Genomic DNA, 23392 nt, shown 5'->3' on the forward strand with positions numbered 1-23392 from the left:
GGACTCATCTTCCTTAAGACCCCGCTGCCTCTTTGAGAAGCTATTCCTCAGCGAGGATCTGACTGACATATCTGGCGACCGCCCGGACCGCACCCATCGTGCCCGGATAGTCCATCCGGGTGGGTCCGACGACACCCAGGTGGGCGAGTGTCTCGTCCCCAGGACCATAGCCGGTCGCGACAACGGAGGCGGCGGCCAGCTCAGCGTAGGGGTTCTCGTGCCCGATCCGGACCGTGAGGCGGGCGGGAGCGGTCGACTCGCCGAGGAGCCGCAACAGCACGACGTGCTCCTCCAGCGCCTCGAGTACCGGCCGGATCGAGGAGTGGAACTCGTGCCCGAGCGGGATCAGGTTGGCGGTGCCACTGACCGCGATGCGTTCCTCCGGGCGTTCGACGAGGGTCTCGAGGAACGCCGACACGATGCTGGCGACGATCGGCTGGTCGTCGGGCGCGAACGCCTCAGGCAGGTCGACCACGAGCGACTGCACCTCGGCGAGCCGCGCCCCCATGACCGCAGCGTTGAGGCGGGCCCGGACATCGCCCAGCAGCGCGTCTTCAGGGGCCTTGCCGACGTCGACGACACGCTGCTCGACCCGGCCCGTGCTGGTGATGAGGACGATCAGCAGCCGGGTGGTGGACAGCAGCACCAACTCGACATGGCGGACGGTCGACCGGGACAAGGTGGGGTACTGCACGACCGCGACCTGGCGGGTGAGCTGGGAGAGCAGGCGTACGGTCCGGTTGACGACATCGTCCAGATCGACCGCGCCCTCGAGGAACGTCGAGATCGCCCTGCGCTCCGCGCCAGACATCGGCTTGATCGTGCTCAGCCGGTCGACGAACAGCCGGTAGCCCTTGTCCGTCGGGATCCGGCCAGCGCTCGTGTGCGGCTGGGCGATGTAGCCCTCGTCCTCCAGCGCGGCCATGTCGTTGCGGACCGTCGCGGAGGAAACGCCCAGGTGGTGCCGGTCGACAAGCGCCTTGGAACCGACCGGCTCCTCGGTGTGCACGTAGTCCTCGACGATGGCGCGGAGGACGGCCAGCTTGCGTTCGTCGAGCATGGAGCCCGCACCTCCTCGCGTCACGGTTGACCTGAGGGCGGGGCAGCGGCATGTGCCTGGCACTCCCCGAACCCGAGTGCCAGTCTACGGGGAGAGGCCCCGAATGTGCGTCCTGAGCGGATGCGAGGCTGTGGATCGTGGACACGAACACGCACGGATGGACCGAGGTCGGGCCGGGCTGCTTCGCCCGCCGCTACCCGTCGTACGACCTCACGATCGGGGCGGTCGTGGGTGCCGACGGCATCCTGCTGGTCGACACCCGGGCAAGCCTGGGCGAAGCCGACGAGTTGCGCGCTGACCTGCGTCGCCTCTCCCGCGCGCCGGTGCGCTGGGTGGTCGACACCCACTGGCACTTCGATCACTGCTTCGGCAACGCCCGGTTCGCCGACGCGGTGATCTACGGCCACGAGTCCGTGCCCGCGATGCTCGAGGCGCGGGCCGACGGCGTGCGTGCGGAGCTCTCGGCGCGGTCCGCCGAATGGGCCACGGAGATGGCCGCACTGGAGGTGGTGCCGCCGGGACGGACCTTCGCGTCGGTCGCGATGGCCGATCTCGGCGACCGGGTGGTGGAGCTCGTGCATCCGGGACGCGGCCACACCGACGGCGACGTCGTGGTCCGGGTTCCCGACGCCGACGTGGTCTACGTGGGAGATCTCGTCGAGGAGTCCGGCCCGCCGTCGTACGGCGACGACTCGTACCCGCTCGAGTGGGGTGCGACGCTCGACGTGGTGGCGGGACTGTTGACGACGCGGACAGCGGTCGTGCCCGGGCATGGCACGGTCGTGGACCATGCGTACGTCGGGGAGCAGCGCGGCGACCTCGTGGGCGTCGCCGGGACGATCCGCCGCCTGGTCGAGGAACGGGTGCCGATCGAGCGGGCATGGGAGGCAGCCGAGTGGCCATGGTCGCGGGAGGCTTTGGCCGAGGCGATCCGGCGGGGGTACGCACAACTGCGCGACACTCGCGGACGGCGGACACTGCCGCTCGTGTGAGGCGGCTACCCTCGCTCTCCATGGCCGGATCCTCACCTCCCGCTGACCGTTACGGACCTGACGTTCTCGAGAGCGACTGGCGGGCGCCGAAGCGCGGACGCTCGGTCGACGTCGCCGTCGAGCCCGACATGGTGGTCGAGGACGCGACGACCGGCTTCTGCGGCGCCGTCGTCGACATCGAACGCACACTCGTGGTGCTGGAGGACCGGTTCGGTGCCCGGCGAAGCTATCCGTACGGGCCCGGGTTCCTGCTGGAAGGGCGGCCGGTCGTTCTGCGTCCGCCGGCCACGGGAGGCTCGGCGGCGGGTGGACCACGGCGCACGGCGTCAGGGTCGATCGCGGTCTCGGGTGCGCGGGCCCGCGTCGCCCGGGCGAGCCGGATCTACGTCGAGGGCCGCCACGACGCCGAGTTGGTCGAGAAGGTCTGGGGCGACGACCTGCGGATCGAAGGCGTCGCGGTGGAGTACCTCGAAGGAGTCGACGACCTCGCGAGTGTGGTCACCGAGTTCGCGCCCGATGCCGACCAGCGGCTCGGCGTCCTCGTCGACCATCTGGTGCCTGGCAGCAAGGAGAGCCGGATCGCCGCGGAGGTGGCGGCCGGGCCGTTCGGTGCGTACGTGCTCGTCGTCGGACATCCGTTCGTGGACATCTGGCAGGCCGTACGCCCAGAGCGGCTGGGGCTCGACGCCTGGCCACGGATTCCGCGGGCGACACCCTGGAAGCACGGGATCTGCGCGGCGCTGGGGTGGCCGCATGCCGAGCAGGCGGACATCGCGCAGGCCTGGCGACGGATCCTGGGAGGTGTCCGGACCTACCGCGACCTCGAGCCGGCGCTGTTGGGCCCGGTGGAGCAGCTCATCGACTTCGTGACCGTGGGCGGTCCGGCGGACGCTGGTTCGTGATCACCGCGCAGAAACCGGGCACGTCGCCGGTGGCGGTCGTCAGGTGCGGGCAGGCTCTGTGCTCCACCCCAGCAGATCGCGTACGACCGCGTCGGCAAGGAGGCGACCTCGACTGGTGAGCACGGCGCGACCGGCCGCCAGAGCTGAGGCCTCCAGCAGGTCGTCACCGGCTGCCCGCTGGGCGGCCTCGACGCCTTCTGGTCCGAGGACGTCGAGGGCGAGGCCGGCTGCGAGGCGGAGTTCCAGCATGATCCGTTCGACCCTCCGGTCGGCCGGGTCGAGGGTTTCGCGGGCGTGCGCGGGGCTCGCGGCGGCGGCGAGGCGTTCGGCGTATGTCAAGGGATGCTTGACGTTCCACCAGCGGACCCCGCCGACGTGGCTGTGCGCGCCGGGGCCGACGCCCCACCAGTTGCCGCCGGTCCAGTAGAGGAGATTGTGGCGGCAGCGGGCGTCGTCAGACCATGCCCAGTTCGACACCTCGTACCACGACAAGCCTGCCCTGCTGAGGGTTTCGTCGGCTTGCAGGTAGCGGTCGGCCAGGACGTCATCGTCCGTGGCGGCGAGCACACCACGGCGGATCTGGCCGGCCATCCGGGTGCCCTCTTCGATGATGAGGGAGTACGCCGAGATGTGGTCGGCACCGGCGGCGACGGCCGCGTCAAGGGTGGCTTGCCAGTCGTCGTCACTCTCGCCCGGCGTGCCGTAGATGAGGTCGAGGTTGACGTGTGCGAATCCCGCGGTTCGTGCGTCGGCGACGCACTCTTCTGGGCGGCCGGGTGTGTGCTGCCGGTCGAGCGTCGCGAGCACGTGTGGACGGGCACTCTGCATGCCGAACGAGATCCGGGTGAATCCCTGCGTACGCAGGCGTTCGAGGGAGGAATCGTCGACCGACTCGGGGTTGGCTTCGGTCGTCACCTCGGCGTCGGAGGCGAGGCCGAACTCGGCGTCGACGCTCCGCAGGACCCGGCCGAGGTCCTCCGGCGGGAGGAGGGTCGGCGTGCCGCCTCCCACGAAGACGGTCGAGACGGGAACCTCGGCATCACCGAGGACCTTGCGCGCAAGCCGGACCTCGTTGATCGCCGCGTCGGCGTACGACGTGCGGGAGGCACCGGGCGCCGTTCCGAGCTCGTCGGCCGTGTAGGTGTTGAAGTCGCAGTAACCGCACCGGGTCGCGCAGAACGGCACGTGAACGTAGATCCCGAACGGTCGCGCGGTGATCTCCGCGAGGGCGGGCGCCGGAAGAGCTCCGTCCGCGGGAGCCGGATCGCCGTCGGGCAATGTGGAAGGCACCCACCCATTGTCCGTCGTCCGGTCACCTTCGACGGCCATCGGTGCGGCCGACAGCCCGGACGATGCATGCCAAGTCCCCACGATGCATGTCGAATTTGCCGCGCATTGTGGGGAATGTTCACGTAAGCGTGATCATTCCCCGCGTACGGCGACGGCGGGACTGGCGGACCTCAGGAGGTGCCGGGCCTCAGGCGTAGAAGGAGTCGAGGATCTCGGCGTAGCGGGTCTCGACGGCCTTGCGGCGAAGCTTCAGGCTCGGCGTCATCTCACCGTCCTCGACGGTGAGGTCATGGTCGAGGATCGCGAACTGCTTGATGGTCTCCCACCGGTTGAGCTTGGCGTTGAGTTGGTCGATGTAGCCCTGCACCATCGCCCGTGCGGTGTCGGAGCCGACGATCTCGGCGTACGCCCGCCCTTCGAGCCCGTTCTCGGCCGCCCAGCCCACGATCGCGTCGGGATCGAGGGTCACCAGCGCTGAGGTGAAGTTGCGGTTCTCCCCGTGGACGACGATCTGGCTGGCATAGGGGCAGAGTGCCTTGAACGCCGCCTCGATGAGCTGGGGCGCGATGTACTTCCCACCAGAGGTCTTGAACAGGTCCTTCTTCCGGTCGGTGATGCGAAGGACCCCGCCCTCCTCGAGCTGGCCGATGTCCCCGGTGTGGAACCAGCCGTCGGCGTCGAGAACCTCGTCGGACAGCTCCGGCATGTTGTGGTAACCCCGCATCACGCCTGGCCCCTTGACCAGAACCTCGCCGTCGTGGGCGATGCGCAGCTGGGTTCCCGGGAACGCCGGCCCGACCGTGCCGAACTTGAACCTGCCCGGCAGGTTGACACACGTCGCCGCACTGGTCTCGGTCAGGCCGTAGCCCTCCACGATGAGGATGCCCGCCGCGTGGAACCACTCCGCGATGTCGCGGCTCAACGCGGCCGCACCGGATACGAAGAAGCGCAGCCGCCCACCGAAGCGTTGCTGGATCTTGCTGAACACCAGCCGGTCGGCCAGTGTGTACTGCACGGCGAGCAGCCCCGAGGGCTCCTTGCCCTGCTGGCGCAGCGCCGACACCTTGCGGCCGACGTCGAACGCCCAGGCGAAGAGCTTGGCCTTGATACCGCCCTCCTGCTCCACCGTCGACACGATCCGGCCATGGGCCTTCTCGAAGATCCGTGGTGCGGCGCCCACGAAGGTCGGTCGGACGATGGCGAGGTTCTCGATGATCTTGTCGACCCGGCCGTCGACCGCCGTCGGGAACCCGATCTGCAGCTGCGCCGTCAAGAGCACCTTGCCGAACGAATGGGCAAGGGGAAGCCAGAGGTACTGCAGATCGTCAGGGCGCAGGATCTGCACGGCGTCGACTGCGGCGCCCTCATAGGTCCAGCAGTCGTGGGTCAGCCGGACCCCCTTGGGCTTGCCGGTCGTTCCGGACGTGTAGATCAGGGTCGCCAGGCTGTCCGGACCGATCGCGGCCGCGGCCTCGTCGATGGCGGTCGGGTGCTCGGCGAGGAAGTCCTTGCCCCGCTCCTCCAGGTCGGCGAGGGTGATCACGTCGTCGCCCTCGTCGGCAGTTCCGGCGAACGTCACGATCGTCGTCAGCTCGGACAGTTCCGAGCGATGCTCGCGAACCTTCTTGACCTGCTCGTCGTCCTCGGCGAAGACGACCCGGCTGCGCGAGTCGCCGAGGATGTACGCCACCTCGCTGGAGGTGGTCGTGGGATAGATGGTCGTCGTCGCGGCGCCGGCACACATGATCGCGAAGTCGGCCAGGATCCACTCGTAGCTCGTGGCGGCGGCGATCGCCACCCGCTCCTCCGGCTGGATGCCCAGCGCGATGAGGCCGGCGGCCAGCCGCCGTACGCGGTCACCGGTCTGCTGCCAGGTCGCGGACTCCCAGCGGTCACCGACCGGGTATCGGTAGGCCTCCTCCTCGGGCGTGCTCGCGATCCGGTCGAGGATCATCCGCGCGACCGTGGGCGCGCGGTCGTCGACCTTCGACTGGTCAGGCTGGGCTGGATTCGTACCCCAGATCAGGTCACTGGTCATCGCAGGCCTCCGCCTCAATTCCGCAGTCGTACCGATGGCTCGTCCGACGGCCCCGAGCGGGCTCACTCCACCGTAGTGAGTGGCACCGGGCTGTGGCACGTTCGGCACAGAATAGCCAGGCTGAGGCCTATTTCTTGCCGGAACTCGACCCTGCCTTGGCCGAACCCGACCCGGGACCGTCCGTGGTCGACAGGGCGGCGACGAACGCCTCCTGAGGAACCTCCACCCGGCCGACCATCTTCATCCGCTTCTTGCCCTCTTTCTGGCGTTCGAGCAGCTTGCGCTTGCGGGTGATGTCACCGCCGTAGCACTTCGCCAGAACGTCCTTGCGGATGGCCCGGATGGTCTCACGGGCGATGATCCGCGACCCGACCGCCGCCTGGATCGGCACCTCGAACTGCTGCCGCGGGATCAGCTCACGGAGCTTCTGGGCCATCGTGACGCCGTAGGAATAGGCCTTGTCCTTGTGGACGATCGCGCTGAAGGCGTCGACGGTCTCGCCCTGGAGCAGGATGTCGACCTTCACCAGGTCGGCGGCCTGCTGACCGGTGGGTTCGTAGTCGAGGGAGGCGTACCCGCGGGTCTTGCTCTTCAGGGCATCGAAGAAGTCGAAGACGATCTCCGCCAGCGGCAGGGTGTAGCGCATCTCCACCCGGTCCGCCGACAGGTAGTCCATGCCCTGCAGCTGTCCCCGCCGCGACTGGCACAGCTCCATCACCGCGCCGATGAAGTCGGCCGGCGTGAGGATCGTCGCCCGCACGACCGGCTCGTGCACCTCTGCCACCTTGCCCTTCGGCGCCGCCCCCTGCTTCGACGTCACCCCCACACCCGACGGGAACTCACTCGGGTTGGTCACGACGTGCTCGCTGCCGTCCTCCATGACCACGCGGTAGACGACGTTGGGGGCGGTCGAGATGAGGTCGAGGTCGAACTCGCGTTCCAGGCGTTCGCGGACGATCTCCATGTGCAGCAGGCCGAGGAAGCCGCAGCGGAAGCCGAAGCCCAGCGCGCCGGAGGTCTCCGGTTCGTACAGCAGAGCGGCGTCGTTGAGCTGCAGCTTGTCGAGTGCCTCGCGCAGGTCGGTGTACTCGTCGCCGTCGACCGGGTAGAGGCCGGCATAGACCATCGGGTTGGGGTGGCGGTACCCGGCGAGCGCCTTCGTCGCGGGGTTGCTCGTGACCGTCACCGTGTCACCGACACGGGACTGCCGCACCTCCTTCACCCCGGTCATGATGTAGCCGACCTCTCCGACGCCGAGCGACGGTGACTTCTTCGGCTCGGGCGAGATGACGCCGACCTCGAGGGTTTCGTGGGACGCTCTCGTCGACATCATCAGGACCCGCTCGCGGTTGGCGATGCTGCCGTCGATCACGCGGATGTAGGTGACGACTCCGCGGTAGGTGTCGTAGACCGAGTCGAAGATCAGCGCCCGGGGCGGCGCGTCGGCGTCGCCCTTCGGCTGCGGCACCTGGGCGACGATCTCGTTGAGGAGGTGCTCGACACCTTCGCCGGTCTTGGCGGAGACCCGCAGCACGTCGCTCTCGTCGCAGCCGATGATGCCGGCGAGTTCCGCGGCGTACTTGTCCGGCTGCGCCGACGGCAGGTCGATCTTGTTGAGCACCGGGATGATGTGCAGGTCGGCGTCGAGGGCGAGATAGAGGTTCGCCAGCGTCTGCGCCTCGATCCCCTGCGCGGCGTCGACCAGCAGCACCGCACCCTCGCAGGCGGCGAGCGACCGCGACACCTCGTAGGTGAAGTCCACGTGGCCGGGCGTGTCGATGAGGTTCAGGACGTACGACGTGTCCGCGTGGGCACCCGCACTCGCCCGGAACGGCAGGCGTACGGCCTGGCTCTTGATCGTGATCCCGCGCTCACGCTCGATGTCCATCCGGTCGAGGTACTGCGCCCGCATGGCCCGCCCTTCGACCACGCCGGTGAGCTGGAGCATCCGGTCGGCCAGCGTCGACTTGCCGTGGTCGATGTGGGCGATGATGCAGAAGTTCCGGATGAGCGCCGGATCGGTCTCGCCGGGCTGCGGGATGGTGCCGGGAACTGGCCCGGACCTGGAAGGCAGAGAAGCAGCGGGCACGGACGGTCCATTCGAGTGTGGATGGGGGTCGCTCCTCATCATCCCATGCCCGGACAACGGGCCCGGCGCTCACGGCGTGCTTCGGCGATGATCGACACTGGACGAATCGGACAGGTCGGCTGCAGGCGGCCCGGAATCGCCTCGATCAACCGACACTGTGCTGGCCGACGACGCGCGTCGACCGAGAAATGCGTTGTCGGCGTCCGGCGGGGTTTGTCAGCATCGACGGATGTCCTCCCTGCCGGGCACCAATCCTTCCGCTGCTCCGACCCGGGCAGCTGGCGTGCGGATCTCCTTCGACGAGGTACCCGCCCCGGTCCGCCGGTGGGTCGAGCGCGAGCTCGGATCCCCGGTCGTCTCCGCGTCGACCCAGAGCGGTGGCTTCTCCCCCGGCGCGGCGGCCCGGCTGGTGACCGCCGACGGGCGGCGCGGATTCGTCAAGGCCGTGGGTGGTGCACTCAACCCCGACAGCCCGGGCCTGCTGCGTCGGGAGCGCACGACGATGGAGGCCGTGCCCGCGTTGCCGTGGACGCCGCGTATGCGGTCGGCCTACGACGACGGCGACTGGATCGCCCTGCTCTTCGACGACATCGAGGGGCGGGAGCCGGCGCACCCCTGGACGGCTGAGGACACCGACCTCGTGTTCGGCGCTCTCGCCGATCTCACGGCGGCGCTCACGCCGACACCCTGGCCCGAGGCCCCGGACCTGAGCGACGCCGGCATCTTCCGTGGCGGCTGGGCCGTTCTTCAGGAGTCGCCGCCCGCCGACCTCGACCCGTGGGCGGTGGCACGCCTCGACCTGCTGCGGGAGTACCAGCAGCGGGCCCGGGCCGCCGTTGTCGGCGAGTCCCTCGTGCACTGGGACATCCGCGCCGACAACGTACTCATCACCGGTACGGGAGTCGTCTTCGTCGACTGGGCGTGGGCGGCACGAGGCGCCCGCTGGGTCGACACCGCGCTCGCAGCACTCGACCTCGTGATCAGCGGTTCGAGCGTCGACGTCGACGACCTGCTCAGCCGGCACCCCTGCACCAGGGACGCGGATCCGCTCGACGTCACCGCCCTCCTCGCCACCGTGACGGGCGCTCTCACGGAAAGGTCCCGGGCACCGGTTCCACCGGGGCTGCCGACGATCCGTGACTACCAGCGCGTGGTGGCCGATGCCCTGACGGCGTGGATCCGCCGACGCATGTCCTGACGACGGTCCGCAAGCATTCGTTGCCGCGTCGAGATCCGGGCGGGCTTGCGCGCAGTTGTGCGCGCTTGGTAGTGATATGCGTACGCATTGTGCAGGTCCGCGCGGCAGGGGGTCTCGGTGGGGGGAACAGCGGAAGCGGTCCAGCGTGCCCTCAACGCCTTGACCGGCCACGGCACGGCGACCTTCCGGCATGCAGCTACCGGCCGCACCACGTCAACGTGCCCAACCACATCCACCGGCCCAACCACATCCACCGGCCCAACCACATCCACCGGCCCAACCACATCATCCCGCTCGGACCGCCCTGGCGTCCCGAACGCGTCCGGCTGCGCGAATGAGCCCGGGTCCACCGACCTCGTGCACCCCGTCCGTGAACTCCTTGGCGAGGGCGACTGGGACTTCCGCATCGACCCGCGGTGGTGTGCCGTCGCGCCACCTGGCCACCAGGTGCGGACCCACGGCTGGTTGCTCCACCTGTCGGCGACACCGGCCTCGGCGACCTCCGTGCTCGCCCACGCCCTCCCGGTACTCCGCGAGCATCGCGTGGCCTTCCGGTTCGCCGTGAGCACCGACGCCGTTGGCTGGCTGACCGGCGGGGACTGTGACCCACGGGTCAGCGGCAGGTTCCTCACCGTGTATCCCCACGACGACGCGGAAGCCCCCCACCTCGCGACCGCACTCCATGCCGCGACCGCTGGGCTCCCCGGCCCGCGGATCCTGGCCGATCGCCCCGTCCGCTCCAGTAGCCTCGTGCACTACCGCTATGGCCGCTTCGAGGATGCGTACGACCTCGACGATGACGGCGTCCTGCGTCCGGTCGACCTCGACGCGGTGGCAGCGCTCGGTCCTCCGTCGCCGGTCCATGCGATCCCGCACATCCAGCCGGGGACGGTGCTGCACGGGCGGTTCGTCCTGCGGCGGACCCTCGACCAGACCGTCACCGGTGGCCGCTATCTCGCCCTCGACCGTACGAACGATCGCGAGGTACTCGTCAAGCACGCCCGCGCGCACGCCGGCGGCGACCACACCGGTGCCGACGCGCGTGAACGCCTCCAGCTCGAAGCGGCGGCCCTGCGGCACCTCGCCGGTGAGGTGCCGGTCCCCCGGGTGTTCGAGGTGTTCGACCAGGACGGCGACCGGTTCCTCACCACCGAGCACCCGCCGGGGCGGCCGTTCCTCGACTGGGTACACGCGACTCACCGCGAAGCGGTCGTCAATCCGACCGGTCACATCTTGCTGATGGCGCGGCGGCTGGTCGCGCTCGTCGCCGGCGTCCACGCCGCAGGCATCGTGCTCCGGAACCTGAGCCCGGGCAGCGTGCTCGTGGCACCCAACGGGGCGTTGACGCTCGTCGACCTGGAGGCCGCCGTCCCCGCGGGGCAGCCGGCTCCGCCTCCCTGGCCCTCCAGCTACCTGGCACCCGAGTGCCGTGACCCGCGCCAGGTGGCTGGCGTGGACGGATCGCTCACCGCGACCGTCGCCGAGGACCTGTGGAGCCTCGGCGCGCTGTTCTTCCTGCTCGCCACCGGAACCGAACCCGACCTGCCTCTCGACGTACCCGCTGACCGGCCGATCCGGGACCGGCTGGCGGCCTGGCTCTCGGTCGTGGCGCGGGACCACCCGTCGGCGGCGGTCGTCGCGCCACCGCTCCTCGGCCTCCTCGCCACGGCGCCCGACTGCCGGTGGAGCCTGTCGCGGGTGGAGAAGTACCTCGCGTCGCCCGAGCGGCGGTCCACCGGGGCAGGCGGTCACTCCGGCGTTCGCCTGCCCACGGTCGCGCAGTTGGTCAGCGACGGGCTCGACCACTTGCGGGATGCCGCCGCGGTACCGCCAGACAGTGACATCAGGGCCGACCCGACCGACAGCGGGACCGACGTACGAACCGACCCCGGAACTGTGCGACACGGCGCGGCAGGTGTCCTGGGCACGCTGATCCAGGCGTCCATGAGCGCCCGTGACCAGGATCGGCTGCTGGCGGCCGTCCGAGAGGTGTCCGCACGGTTGGTCGCGCATCGCCCGCCGGGTCAGTCCGGGCGTGCGCTGCCGGGTCTCCTCACCGGGCGCGCCGGCACGGCCTGGGCGCTGGCCGACGCCGGTGTCGCACTCGACGATCCCGCGCTGGTGGCCGAGGCGCGCGCCATGGTCTCGTCCCTGCCGACCGACTGGCCGCTCCCGGGAGTCGCCCACGGACTCGCCGGGGCCGGGCTCGCCCACCTGCACATCGGCCGGCTGACGGGCGACGAGGAACTGCTCGACCGCGCACAGGGCTACGCCGACGCGGTTGTCGCGGCAGCGCACCTCGGCGCTCACGGCCCGCTCTGGCCGGTCCCCGCCGACGCCCGATCCGCGCTCGCCGGCAGCTGCCACTACGGGTTCGCCCACGGGGTCGCCGGGATCGGCTACTTCCTGCTCCTCATGGCACACGAGACCGGCGACGAGTCGTACGCCAAGGTTGCCGAGGCGGCCGGCCACACTCTCTGCGAGGCCGCGACGACCGACACCGACGGGGCCGCGTGGTGGCCGGCAGGCCCGGACCATCCGGCACCCTCGCCACACCGGTCCGCAGGACCGGCGGGGATCGGGACCTTCCTGCTACGCCAGTACGCCGTCACCGGCGAGCCAGGCATCGGTGCGTACGCCGTGGCGGCCGCGGTCGCCGTGCACAAGGCCAGGTGGCGGGTTCGGTCCGACGGCTGCCACGGCCTGGCAGGCAGCGGGCACTACCTGCTGGATGCCGCGCAGGTACTCGGCGACGACACCTACCGGACGTGGGCCGGTGAGGTGGCGGAGGCGATGGCCGTCCGGCACTGCCGGCGGGCGGGCAGGCTCCTCGTCCCGGACCAGGTGGCGCCACCGGTCAGCACCGGCGTCGCCGACGGCGGCGTCCGCAATGCCGGCACCGGTGGGGAGACCGACGTGGCCGACAGCGTGTCGTTCCTGCTCCGTCTCCTTCGGGGCGGACCGCGCCCCTGGATGGTCGACGGCTGCCTGGCGGACCGTGCGCTGGAGATCGCTGGTGAGGACCTGCGGCCGTCCTAGTCCTGCGGCCGTCCTGGTCCTACTGAGGGACCCGCTCACGGACACGCCCCACCGTCACCATGCTGGAGCCGGCGCGCGCACCTTACGTGTCGTCGCGGGCCGGTGGGGTGTCCTGGCTGATCGCGCTGGAGACCTCGGTACGAGAGAAGACGCCGAGCTTGTGCAGGATGTTGGACACGTGCACGGCGACGGTCCTGGGAGAGATGTAGAGACGCTGGGCGAGTTCGGTGTTGGTGAGGCCCTCCGCGACGAGGAGCGCAACTTCGCGTTCGCGCCTGGTCAGTGCCGCCACACCGCTGACCGCGGAACGGTCGTCCGTGGGCGCCAGGTCCAGCTGGGCACGTAGCTGGTCGAGCTGAGCCACCCGCCAACCGCCCCACCGGGCGAGCAGATCGGTGGCCGCGGTGACCTGCTGGACGGCCGCGTCACGCTTGCCGAGCGTGAGCAGGCAGCGGGCAGCGCCGACGTGGGCAGTACCCCGGATCGACGGCAGCATGGCGAACGACTCCGACACCTCGAGGTAGCCGGCGAGTGCCGCGGCGGTCTCCCCCTGCGCTTCGCCGACCTGCGCCCCCGCCAACGTCCGCTCGTCGTCCCGGACGTCGCCCCCGAGCAGCGCGCGGCTCATCCGTACGACCTGCGGCAGCGGCAGGCCGACGGACAACGCCGCCGAGATCAGGTCGTGCGCCTGCTCACCGCTGCGCCATGGCTGTTCGGCGAGCGCCACGAAGATCTCGTCCAGGTGCCGCTCGGCGGTGGCGAGTTCACCTCGCCGGCAGGCGACATGGAACGCGAGGCCGGGGATGGTGATGCCCGAGAACGCGGCCTCCGTGCGCAGCTCGGCGATGATGTCGTCGACGCAGGCGAGTTCGCCGGCCTCGAGATACAGCCCGGCCAGGAAGACCGCGTGGTGGTCGGCCCGACGTCCGCCGCGGAGGTACCCGCGGTCCCGGTTCCGGCCCTGTTCCAACGTCGCGATCGCCGCGTCCAGATTGCCCTCACGCATCGCCAGCCGCGCCCGGCCCTGGAAGTACGCCGCGACCGCGAGCGACTCGAAACCGGCCCGTTCGGCGTCGATGCGCATGCGTTCCAACATGTCGGCGTGCTCGCTCGGCGACGCCGGCGGAACATCATGAACGAGGTAGTTCAACGCGCGGGCGGCGAGCACCCACTCACCCAGCTTCTCCGCCTCGTCGACGAGCCCCGCCAGTATCGTGCGGCCCTCTTCGTTGGTCACCGACCGGTCGGACAGCGCGGAGCCCTTCTCGACCAAGGCGGCCAGGCGCACGCGCGGCAGATCGAACTCGCCGGCCAGCGCCAGAGCCCGATCCGCCCACTCCACCGCGGCGTCGAGGTCGTCTCGGAGCTCGGCCGACTGGGCCACCGCGGTCATCGCCCGGGCCTGGATCGCCCCGGGCGGCAGCTGCGCGACGAGTTGCTCGACCTCGTGGGTCAATGTCTCCATCTCGCGGGTCTCGTCGGACTCCCAGGCCAGGCGGATCAACAGGTACAACGCATCGGCGCGGTCGCTTGCCGTCGGCGCAAGGTCACGCCACCGGCGGGCGTAGCCCACGGCGTCGTCGAGAAGGCCCGCCAGCCAGGCGGCCTGGGCCGCCGCAGCAAGCAGCTCCGCGTCGTCACCCACCTCGTCCATGCCCATCTCGGCGAGCTGCAGAGCCTGGAACGCCGATCCGATCGACAGGTAGAGCGCCGCACCACGACGGGCCGCCTCGACCATGTCGTCGTACCGTCCGGCGGCACGTGCGTGGCGGGCAATCATCGCGGGATCAGATCCACCGGTGGCGAGCAGAACCTCGAGTGCGGCCTCATGCAACCGTCGCTGCTGCCGGCCGAGCAACTGCCCGGAGATCGCCTCGCGGACCAGGGCGTGGCGGAAGCTGAACTCGTCATCGCTGGACTCGACGAGGACACCTCGGGCGACGAGCCCGCGCAGCGCCGTGATCAGCTCGTCCTCGTCCGCCCCGGTCACGGCGGCAAGCAGGTCGAACGGAACCCGATGACCGAGTACGGCGGCGGCCTCCACGATGCGCTGGTCGCGCGGCTCCAGGTCGTCGACCTGCCGCCGGAGCACCTCCGAGAGGCTCCACGGCAGCGGGCTCTCGCACAGTGACGCGAGATCGTCCCCGGTGTGGCCCCGGATGAGCTCTTCGAGGAAGAAGGGGTTGCCGCCCGTGCGCTGGTGCAACGCCGCCACCGAGCGATAGGGGATCGGCGCGCCCGCCACGGAAGCGAGCAGCGCGGCCGTGTCCGACTCACCGAACCGCTCGAGCGCCACGTGGGCGACGGTGTGCCGGCGTTCCAACCGGCCAAGAAGCCCGGCGACCGGATGGCGGCTCGTCACCTCGTCCGGGCGGTACGTCCCGATCAGCAGTCGCGGCCCGGTCTGGCCGGCGATCCGCTCGAAAAGCGCCGCGCTCTCGGAGTCTGCCCAGTGCAGGTCTTCGAAGACGATGACCGCCCGCCGGTCGTTGACAAGCTCGTTCACGATGGCGAGGCCGGCGTGCAGGCGCTCCACCGGACTGCGCGCGGGATCGGCCAGTGCGTCCAGGAGATCCTCCTTGACGCCTGGCCGACCGTCCACCGCGTCCAACAGCACTTCGTACGGGCGCGCCAGTGAACCGGGCTCCGCGCGCCCCACCAGCACCACCGGATCGGCGGGAAGGCCGGCCAGCAGCTCGTGGATCAGCCGCGTCTTGCCGATGCCCGGCTCGCCCGCGACGATCGCCACCTGCGGATGGCTGGACGCCGCGAGCTGCTGGAGTTGGCGCAGCTCGCGGTCACGTCCCACCATCACCGCGCTGGCGCCGCCGCGCGCTCTCTGCACGGCGTCAGGCTACCGCCAGCAGAGGGAACGCTACCGGCCACAGCGCCGGCCCTGGCCCCGTCCGGCGCCGGCACGTTGCCCCACGTGTCGGCTTGTTTCCTGCGTGCCTTGCGCGCCTTTCGTGCTTGACGAGCAATCGCCAGGAGCCGGCGGCGATCCGCCTCGGCGATCAGTGCCTGGTGACGCTCGTGCGCTACGGTCAAGCTGAAAGCTGGATGACCGAACATCGTTGTCTCCCTCGTCTTTCTCTTGTCTCGTTGGTGTCTCCATCCTTGGTCGGCGGGGAGCTTCCGACATCCGCAGCGGTGACCTATCTTCCCGCCGCGGTGGAACGTAGATGCGCCTAGGCAGGTGCGTACGTATGCCTAGGGCGTGTCTCGACGTGGCCGGTGTCCTTGATCGTTTCCGGCGCCCTGTGTTGCCTGCTGGTGGATTTTCAGATAGAAGATCACTTCAAGTCCTTTTCGTCTGATATACGTCAGATGGCCGATATGGGGGGTGGCGGGGGTGGCGGGGCACGTCTCTGGCCGGGTTGACCATGTGCGTTTGACCGTCGTCGTCTGTGCGCTGGCCCTGATCGCGTCGGTCCTGCAACCGGGACAGACGCGTCAGGAGGCGGAGGCCGCGGTGGCTCCGCGGGCGCTGCCGGGAGCCGGTCCAGTGGACCGGGCGGCACCCGCGTCGGCGACACCGGACAAGCCGTTCGCGCCGGGTGAACGTCCGCCGGTCGTGCCACGTGGAATCTTCGCCAGCAGTGAGCCGCGAGAGCTGTCCACTCAGGACTGGCTGCGCGTGTCGAGCCAGGGTGGGGACCTGCAAGCGACCGACACCCCGGTCTTCACCCGGACGTTGCTGCGGCCGGGCTACGTGCTCGGCGACACGTCGCTTCTGGCGTACTTCAACGTCGATGAAGACGCGCCGTGGACGTCCTGGCGGGTGACGCTTTTCGACGCCGAGTCGCAGACCGAGCAGGCGTCGACGTCGCTGACCAGGGACGACCTGCGCCAGTCCGGCTGCGCCGCACAGCGCGACTACTGCCGCTCCTTCGGTGCGTCCGACGGGTGGGATCTCGACCCGGCCAAGCGGTACTTCCTCACCTTCACCGCCGTCTTTCCCGACCGCGAGGTGCCGTCGGTACCCACGCAGCGGGCCAATCCGCGCCGCACGATCCTGCCGCCACCGATTCCGGACAGGCAGGCCGCGGGCTGTGGCTGCGGCAACGCCCTGGGCATGACCGATGCCCGGCAGGCTGTGCGCGGCGTGGGCGTGAACACGGCGACTGGAGCCTTCAGCCGGGTGGAGCAGGACCTGGCGATGGCCTCGTTCGGGGTGCCGTTCGTCTCCACCCGGATCTATTCCTCGGCTAACCCGGCGAATGGTCTGTTCGGTCCCGGCTGGGCGTGGTCATACGGCATGCAGGTCGCGGCATCGGACCGTGGCGCATTGGTGCGTGCCGATGACGGCGCGATCGTGGAGTACCGGTTGGCCGACGGTCGCTACCAGCGCCCGGCTGGCGTTCGTTCGACGCTGCGCAAGACCGATGCAGGTTGGACGCTCGTCACCCCCGGGCAGATCAGCTACGACTTCGACGGCCAGGGCCGGTTGACGTCGATCCACAACGCCCGCCAGGTTGGCGTTCGGCTCGCCTACACCGCGCAAGGGGTGGAGATCACCGACGCCTCTGGTCGCCAGGCCGAGGCTCGGATCGAGGATGGCCTGATCCGCAGGATCAGCCTCCCGGATCGCCGGAACGTCGAGTTCGCCTACGACAGGCGCTCCCGGCTGGTCGCAGTCGAAGACGCGCGGGGCCACGTGTGGCGGTACCACTACTCCGCGGCTGGGCTGCTGACCGAGGTGGTGGAACCGGAGACCGACGAGGGCCACGACGAGGACGACGGTGGGGTCGTTGCGATCCGCAACGAATACTCCGCGTCGGGCCGGGTGATCCGGCAGTTCGACGCACAGGGCCATCGGACGACCTTCGCCTGGAACGCCGTGAGGCAGGAGGCGAAGACCACCGACGCCGACGGCGTGGTCGCCTACGACGGCTACCACGACAACGTGCTGATCCACAGCCAACGGGGCAACGGCGATGTCGACAACCACCGCTACGACCGCAAGCTCAACCGCAGTCTCGTGGTCAACGGCAGGCAGAACCAGAACGAAGCGGCATTCGACGCGCGGGGTAACCAGACGGTCGGGTCGGCGCCGCAGCCGATGAAGTTCGACCAGCGGACGAAGTACGACGAGCGCAACAACCCGATCGAGTTCGTCGACGAGCGCGGCAACAAGTGGAAGAACACCTTCAACAGGTTCGACGAGCTGGTCGAGAGCGTCGACGCGGAGAAGCACAAGATCCGCTACGCCTACGACGAGCGTGGACTGCTCCTCACGCGCACCGACCAGCGCGGCAAGGTGACCCGCTACGAATACCTGCCCGCAGACGACACCAATACCGGACTGCCGGCCGCGATCATCTCACCGGAGGGTCGGCGGACGGAGTTCTCCTACGACGGCACCGGTCGGCGGATCGCCGTGGTCGATCCGCGCGGGACCGGCGAAGACGCCGACCGGGACGAGTTCACGACCCGGTTCACCTTCGATGACCAGGACCGCATCGTCGACGTGCGCGAGCCCGGCAAGCGCCACTCGTCGCGTACGGAGTACGACGCCGTGGGCCGGATTGTCGAGACGGAGACCCCGACCGGAGTCGACACGGAATACCGCTACTTCGCCGACGGTCCGCTGCGCTCGGTCGAGGACCCGCGCCGGAAGGTCTCGTACGCCTACTCCGATGCCGGGCGACGCACCAAGACCCGTGTACACCTGGACGACGAGCCCGACATCGTGACGACGTACGCCTACAACGCCAAGGGACTGCTGCAGTCGGTCACCTCACCGCGCGGAAACGCACCGGGGGCGGATCGCAAGGACTTCACCACAACGTACCGCTACGACGGCAACGACAGCCTCGTACGGATCTCCCGTCCCTACCCAGACGGCCGCGTCGTCCACGAGGACATCAAGACCGACGCACTCGACCGGACCACCTCGACGGTCGACGCGTTCAGCAAGACTTCGGCATTCCGCCGGGACAACACCGGCAACGTGACGGCCGCCACCGACACGCTGGGTCGCACCACCCGACTGACGTATGACAGGAACGGGCGGCAGACCGGCCTCACCGATTCCGGCCGGAACTCCACCCGCTTCACCTACGACGCCGCCGGCAACAAGACCAGCGCCACGACGGCCACCGGCGGCAAGACCACCTGGACCTACGACGACGACGGCTTCATGGTCGCCATGACCGAGCCGCGCGGCAACGTCGATGGCGCCGACAAGGAGCGCTTCACCACTCACTACGAGTACGACCTGGCCGGCAACCTCGCCAAGGTGATCGACCCGCTCGACCACACCACGAGCTTCACCTACGACGCCAACAACCGGCAGACAGCGGTCACCGACGCCAAGGGCAACACCACCCGCTACAGCTACCGGGAAGACGACCAGATCCGTGCCGCGATCGCCCCTGACGCGTCGCACCGACGCCACCTGCCCTCCCACGGCTCCACCGTCTACGACTACTACGACGACGGTCTGCTCGCCTCCGTCCGCGACCCGAACCACCACCGGACCCGGCTCGACTACGACGAGGCCGGTCGGGTGACCAGCAGCACCGATCCGCTCGGCCGGCGGGCAGAGATCGGCTACGACCCCGAGAACAACCCGGTGTCGATGATCACCATCGGCAGGCACGAGGAGCTCTCTGACGAGGAGCGGGCAGAGCGGACCATCGTCGACACCTACGACATCGTCGGGCGCCGGGTGAAGCGGGCACTCGGCTCGGACGGTCCGGTCTACACCTGGGGTTACGACGCCGAGGACAAGATCACCTCCTACGGCGACCCGACCGGCCGTCGCAACGTGAACTACGACGACGAGGACCAGATCCAGGAGGTCATCCGTGAGTGGGCGGGGGGCGCGGAGGAGCGGTTCTCCTACGACTACGACGCGCGGGGCAACATCAGCTCCCGCACCTACCCGGACGGCACGCGGATCACCGCCGACTACGACGCGGACAGCCGGATCACCAGCCTGACGAGCGACGACGGTGCTGCCGGCGGCAACCCTGCCACGTGGCGATTCGGCTACGACGTTGCGGGGCGGCGTACGTCTACCACGCTCCCGGACGCGACCGGGCTGGTGGAGCGGCGTAGCTACGACGACGCTGGCCGGCTCACCGACATCGGCACCACCCGTACGCCCGGTTCAGAACCGGGTCCGGGCGTCCAGGATCCGGTCTCGAGGTTCGCCCTCGACCTGGACGAGGTCGGTAACCCGACAAGGGTGGTGACCACGCGTGGCGGGGTTTCGGAGTCGGTGGCGTACGACTACGACAAGGCAGACCGGGTCACGTCCGCCTGCTACGGCGCGATCTCCTGTGACGGCAGGTCCGCGGGCCGGATCGACTACACCTACGACCTGGTAGGCAACCGGACCAGTCAGAAACGCACCGGCAGCGCGGGTCACGACGTCACGCGCTACTTCTACGACGCGGCCGACCAGCTGCAGAAGCAAGTCAAGCTAGCCGGCCCCGCCATCGACGCGCAGCTGGACATCGACGCCCTTCTGGAGCTTGGCCTCGACGACTTCGGCGCCAGTCTGGACATCGGTGCTCTGCTGGGACTCGACGTCGACCTGGGTGTCCACGCCACCGGCTACGACTACGACGAGCAGGGCAACCAGATCAGGGCCGGGAAGGACACCTTCGCCTACAACCTCGACCACAGCCTCGCCAAGGCCAGCGTCGACGGGCAGACCGCCAAGTTCGCCTATGAAGCGACCGGGCTACGAGTGTCCGCCACGATGGGCAGTGGCCAGAACGCCGCCACGCAGCGTTGGGCGTGGGACATCAACGGTGCTCTTCCGCAGATCGCGCTCGACACGGTGACGGGGCGCGACGGGCAGACGCTGGAAAAGCGCGGCTTCAGCTACGGTCCCGACGACGAGCCGCTGGCGTTGCTCGACCCGTCGACCGGCGCGCATTCCTACACCCACGACTGGCTCGGCGGCGTCGCCACCATGCTGTCGCCGACCGGTCAGGTGGAGGCGGGCTACGACTACGACCCGTTCGGCAACCCGCGCGAAGGGCCAACGCTCGGCGGTGGCGAGGAAACCGAAGCGGCCGAAGGCGAGACTGACAACCGCGACAAGCAGGGCAACGACGACGGCCTGCTCGGCGGCGTTCTGGGTGGCTCGTCCGGTGGCTCGTCCGGTGGCTCGTCCGGTGGCTCATCGGACCGTTCGGGCGGGAGCTTGCTGGGCGGGGTGCTCGGAGGCTCGTCCGACAGGTCGTCCGACGGCTCGCATGGTGGGCTGCTCGATGACGTGGTCGGCAGCGGACCTGACCGGTCGGCCAGCCCGACAACCAGCCCGACGCCCACCGCGACAAAGAGCAAGCCCGGCAAGTCAGTGGCCGCAGCACCGAAGAGCAAGGCGGACACGGCGGCGGGTCCGAAGAATCCACTGCGGTTCGTTGGGGCGTACCAGGACTCCAGCCTTGGTGAGGGCAACTACTACCTACGGGCGCGCAACTACAACCCCGGGACCGGCCGGTTCACCGCCACCGACCCGATGCCCGACAGCCTCACGGCCATCTCGTCCTACGCCTACGTCAACAACAACCCGCTCTCCCATACCGACCCGACCGGAGCCATGCTGGCCGCAGACGGCGGCGGAGGTGGCGGCGGCTCGTCCGTTGAGACTGACCCTGGAACGAGCCCGGACGAGGTCAACGGGCCGAGCCCGGAGGAGCTGGCCAAGGCACAGCAGATCCAGAGCAAGAGCTGGGTCGACGTGATCCTGGAGGCCGGCGGCCAGGTCCTCATGGAGTTCCTCGGCATCAACGACCTGCTCAACTGTCTCAAGGGCGACATCGTCGGCTGTGTATCGCTGGTTGTCGGGATGCTGCCGTGGGGCAAGATCTTCAAAGCGAAGAAGATTGCTGAGGCGATCTACCGCGCCGGCAAGGCCGTCATCACGTTCTCCAAGGAAATCAAATGGGCACGCGCCATCATCAAGGGCTCGAAGAACGCGGCCAAGGCAGCCAAGGACGCAGCCGCCGCGGCGGCGAAGAAGGCGGCGCAAAAAGCAGCCGCCGCCAGAGCGGCCGCGAAACGAGCCGCCAAGGAGTCAGCGGAACGAGCAGCCGCCAAGGCGAAAGCCCTCAGATCCAAGGCCAAGAAGACCGGCGACAACGCCGACGGCCCGAGCAAAGCACCCCCAACACGCCCAGGATGCAACAGCTTCGTAGCCGGGACCATGGTCCTGCTCGCCGACGGCACCAGCAAACGGATCGAGAAAGTCGAGCCAGGTGACACGATAGTTGCCACCAACCCCCGAACCGGGAAGACCGCGAAGCGTCAAGTCACACAAACCATCCGGACCGATCACGACAAGCAGTTCGTCGACGTCACCGTCCGCGCCGCCGGTGGCAGGCACACGATCACCACAACCGACCACCACCCCTTCTGGTCGAAGACCAGCAAACGCTGGATCGATGCAGGAGATCTCCGGCGCGGCGAGCGACTTCTCACATCCGGCCGCGGCGACGTCCGGGTGGGAGCCGTACGTGAGTACGCCGGTACGCAGATCACCTACGACCTCTCGGTCGACACCACCCATGCGTACTATGTGCTGGCGGGTGAGACGCCGGTACTCGTCCACAACTGCGACACCTTCCCGAACCAGATGGGTGACCAGCTCGATGATGAGCTCGCTCGCGCGGACGGATTGGGAGTGACGCCTTCGCGGCCCGGAACATCGGGGTTCGACGAAGCTGTAAACTCAGGGACGGTCAAGTGGGCCGTTCTGGAAGATGGCAACCTTGTGATCCAGCCGAAGTTCGTCAATGGACAAGAGATATCGCATGCGGTACTCAGCCGAGGTGCTCCAGTACGCGCAGCCGGAGAGGCAGACATCGCCGGCTCGTCCGCCGGAGGGTATTTCGGGCTGGATATCAACCCGCACAGCGGTCACTTCTTACAGGGCCTACCGGCCAGCGCATCGGCAAGGAGTGTTCAGATCGGGAAGGAAGCATTTGGAATGGCGGGCATCATCTTCTCATGAGAAGTCCATTCCAGGAGCTTGTTCGGCTTGACCGAAAGCAGCTTGTGGCAGCCCTGGCTTCTCAGAACTTCGATGTCGCCAGCATGGATTCGGAAGAGTGGCTTGGCCTCGTGCAGTTGCTGACCACACGCATCATTGATGAATGCGTAGGATTGACTGCCGCGGAGTGGAGGTCCAGCAGTCGTGCGCTGGGTTACGTACTCGAGTCTGCCAGTGCGGCTGGCGCCCTGGTCCCCGGGGAGACTGCAGTTCGGCGGCTCAACCTCACCGCTGCCCTGTTCCAGAAGGTCTCTCCCAACGAGGAAATCGATCTGCTGAGCGCGGAGCAGACCGCGGAACTGCTCTTTCGCGAGATTCCGATCGCCCCAGAGCAAGCCCGGGCATTGGCGTCAAGATGGACGGAGCTCGACATCGAAGAAATACGCCAGCTCCGTTTCATCAAGAATCTGTTGACACCTGCGCTCATGTTGAAGGACGCCCTCGATGACGCTCGACTAGACACGTGGGAGCAGATATATCCGTTGCTTCCCTGAGCGTGCGCTACGCAGGCTGGTGACCATCGCGGTGGTCGCCCCTGCCGGCGCCTGTTGGCGGCTCGGCCCGACGTTCGGATAGACGACGAGATGCGACGAACGCCAGGCACCGCAGGCGGCGCTACCGCAAGGTCAACTGGGTCGTGCTGCTGGACGGCGCAGACCATGGCTCCCGTCGAGCACTCCCCGTTCCCGCACCCCGTCGCCTGGGAGGGAGAGTGGGCTTGGTGGCGCGCCAGGGCGCGATCCAGAACCCGACCACCTCAACCATCGGC

General features: G+C 69.0%; 11 protein-coding genes. 6 read left to right on the top strand and 5 right to left on the bottom strand.

The window, feature by feature from the left end:
* Positions 1-40: 40 nt before the first annotated feature.
* Positions 41-1060 carry a heat-inducible transcriptional repressor HrcA gene (gene hrcA / locus ABN028_RS04680; protein WP_349327635.1) on the bottom strand — a complete coding sequence of 340 codons (1020 nt, stop codon included), beginning with the start codon at positions 1058-1060 and terminating at the stop codon, positions 41-43.
* Positions 1061-1197: 137 nt separating this feature from the next.
* On the opposite strand from hrcA, the gene ABN028_RS04685 reads away from it, so the two are divergent.
* Both ABN028_RS04685 and ABN028_RS04690 read left to right on the top strand, forming a co-directional pair.
* A complete protein-coding gene (locus ABN028_RS04685; RefSeq protein ID WP_349695742.1) occupies positions 1198-2052 on the top strand; it encodes an MBL fold metallo-hydrolase in 855 nt (284 codons plus the stop codon).
* Between the two features lie 20 nt (positions 2053-2072).
* A complete protein-coding gene (locus ABN028_RS04690; protein ID WP_349695743.1) occupies positions 2073-2954 on the top strand; it encodes a DUF3097 domain-containing protein in 882 nt (293 codons plus the stop codon).
* Between the two features lie 39 nt (positions 2955-2993).
* Here ABN028_RS04690 and hemW read toward each other — a convergent pair whose 3' ends face one another.
* The 3 genes from hemW to lepA form a co-directional block, all read right to left on the bottom strand.
* Positions 2994-4244, bottom strand: a complete 1251-nt coding sequence (gene hemW / locus ABN028_RS04695) for a radical SAM family heme chaperone HemW (RefSeq protein ID WP_349327629.1) — start codon at positions 4242-4244, stop codon at positions 2994-2996.
* 187 nt (positions 4245-4431) lie between these two features.
* Positions 4432-6282 (bottom strand): AMP-dependent synthetase/ligase, encoded by a 1851-nt coding sequence (locus ABN028_RS04700; RefSeq protein ID WP_349695744.1) that lies wholly within the window; start codon positions 6280-6282, stop codon positions 4432-4434.
* Between the two features lie 127 nt (positions 6283-6409).
* Positions 6410-8371, bottom strand: a complete 1962-nt coding sequence (gene lepA / locus ABN028_RS04705; protein WP_349695745.1) for a translation elongation factor 4 — start codon at positions 8369-8371, stop codon at positions 6410-6412.
* Between the two features lie 229 nt (positions 8372-8600).
* Between lepA and ABN028_RS04710 the strand changes: the two genes are divergently transcribed.
* Both ABN028_RS04710 and lanL read left to right on the top strand, forming a co-directional pair.
* On the top strand, positions 8601-9569 hold the full coding sequence (locus ABN028_RS04710; protein ID WP_349695746.1) for a phosphotransferase: 969 nt from the start codon (positions 8601-8603) through the stop codon (positions 9567-9569).
* A 357-nt stretch (positions 9570-9926) separates the two neighbouring features.
* Positions 9927-12608 (top strand): class IV lanthionine synthetase LanL, encoded by a 2682-nt coding sequence (gene lanL, locus ABN028_RS04715; protein WP_349695747.1) that lies wholly within the window; start codon positions 9927-9929, stop codon positions 12606-12608.
* An 82-nt stretch (positions 12609-12690) separates the two neighbouring features.
* On the opposite strand, the gene ABN028_RS04720 is transcribed toward lanL, so the two are convergent.
* Positions 12691-15453: an AAA family ATPase gene (locus tag ABN028_RS04720; RefSeq protein WP_349327620.1), complete on the bottom strand. Its 2763-nt coding sequence runs from the start codon at positions 15451-15453 to the stop codon at positions 12691-12693.
* Between the two features lie 546 nt (positions 15454-15999).
* Here ABN028_RS04720 and ABN028_RS04725 point away from each other — a divergent pair.
* Entirely contained in the window at positions 16000-22584 is a 6585-nt protein-coding gene (locus tag ABN028_RS04725; RefSeq protein WP_349695748.1) for a polymorphic toxin-type HINT domain-containing protein, read from the top strand.
* The gene (locus ABN028_RS04730; protein WP_349695749.1) at positions 22581-23117 is read left to right on the top strand and encodes a hypothetical protein; all 537 of its coding nucleotides are present in this window, start codon (positions 22581-22583) and stop codon (positions 23115-23117) included. The genes ABN028_RS04725 and ABN028_RS04730 overlap by 4 nt, the downstream gene beginning before the upstream one ends.
* Positions 23118-23392: the final 275 nt, after the last annotated feature.

This window comes from Actinopolymorpha sp. B17G11 (genome assembly GCF_040196095.1).
In the GTDB taxonomy this organism is placed as follows: Bacteria; Actinomycetota; Actinomycetes; order Propionibacteriales; family Actinopolymorphaceae; genus Thermasporomyces.

Excerpts from the sequence above, each read along its gene's own strand:
- hrcA (WP_349327635.1), bottom strand. The coding sequence starts at position 1,060 with ATGCTCGACGAACGCAAGCTGGCCGTCCTCCGCGCCATCGTCGAGGAC.
- ABN028_RS04690 (WP_349695743.1), top strand. The coding sequence starts at position 2,073 with ATGGCCGGATCCTCACCTCCCGCTGACCGTTACGGACCTGACGTTCTC.
- ABN028_RS04700 (WP_349695744.1), bottom strand. The coding sequence starts at position 6,282 with ATGACCAGTGACCTGATCTGGGGTACGAATCCAGCCCAGCCTGACCAG.
- ABN028_RS04710 (WP_349695746.1), top strand. The coding sequence starts at position 8,601 with ATGTCCTCCCTGCCGGGCACCAATCCTTCCGCTGCTCCGACCCGGGCA.
- ABN028_RS04730 (WP_349695749.1), top strand. The coding sequence starts at position 22,581 with ATGAGAAGTCCATTCCAGGAGCTTGTTCGGCTTGACCGAAAGCAGCTT.